This window comes from Gilvimarinus sp. 1_MG-2023 (assembly GCF_030548285.1).
Window position 1 is genome coordinate 1 of sequence record NZ_JAUOSC010000092.1, and the last position, 507, is coordinate 507.

Annotated in this window: 1 protein-coding gene; it reads right to left on the bottom strand. The window is 52.5% G+C overall.

Features of this window, described 5'->3' with window-relative positions; genetic code table 11:
* Positions 1–507, bottom strand: a 507-nt coding sequence (locus Q4563_RS15835; protein ID WP_303605149.1) for an ATP-binding protein, incomplete at both ends; no start/stop codon positions are given.

Sequence of the window (507 nt, forward strand, 5' to 3'; positions counted from 1 at the left end):
TGCAACCTACCTAGCACCTGACTGGCCGCCAATGTATCCAGCCCGGTTACAGCACGCAGACCAGCGTTATCGACCGCACCGGTTTCCTTCGACAGAATCAGGGCTCTGGCTTCATCATTCGTCAGTTGCAGCTGTTTGAACTGGCTAAGCCACGCCAGCTGGTCTTCACCCAACAGGTGATGCAGCAGGTATGTAGCCTGAAACTCATTGGCAATCACATGGCTGGAGAATACCGGAGCTGTCAATCCAACCTGCTGCAGCAGATTACGCATGGTACGAATCCCGGAGCCTTTGGTCTCCGCAAAACTCAGATCGTATAACACGGCAGCAATCACAGGGTTTCTCAGCTTTGAACCCATTTCACCTAACATGGCTTCTGGTTTGAGTGAATATCCTGCGTTACGGATGTCGATACGGTTACTGTAGCGCACCACCAGAATGGGCTGCTGCACCTGATAATCCCGATGCATCAGGGCGTTTACTACGGCTTCCCGAACAACCTTTTGC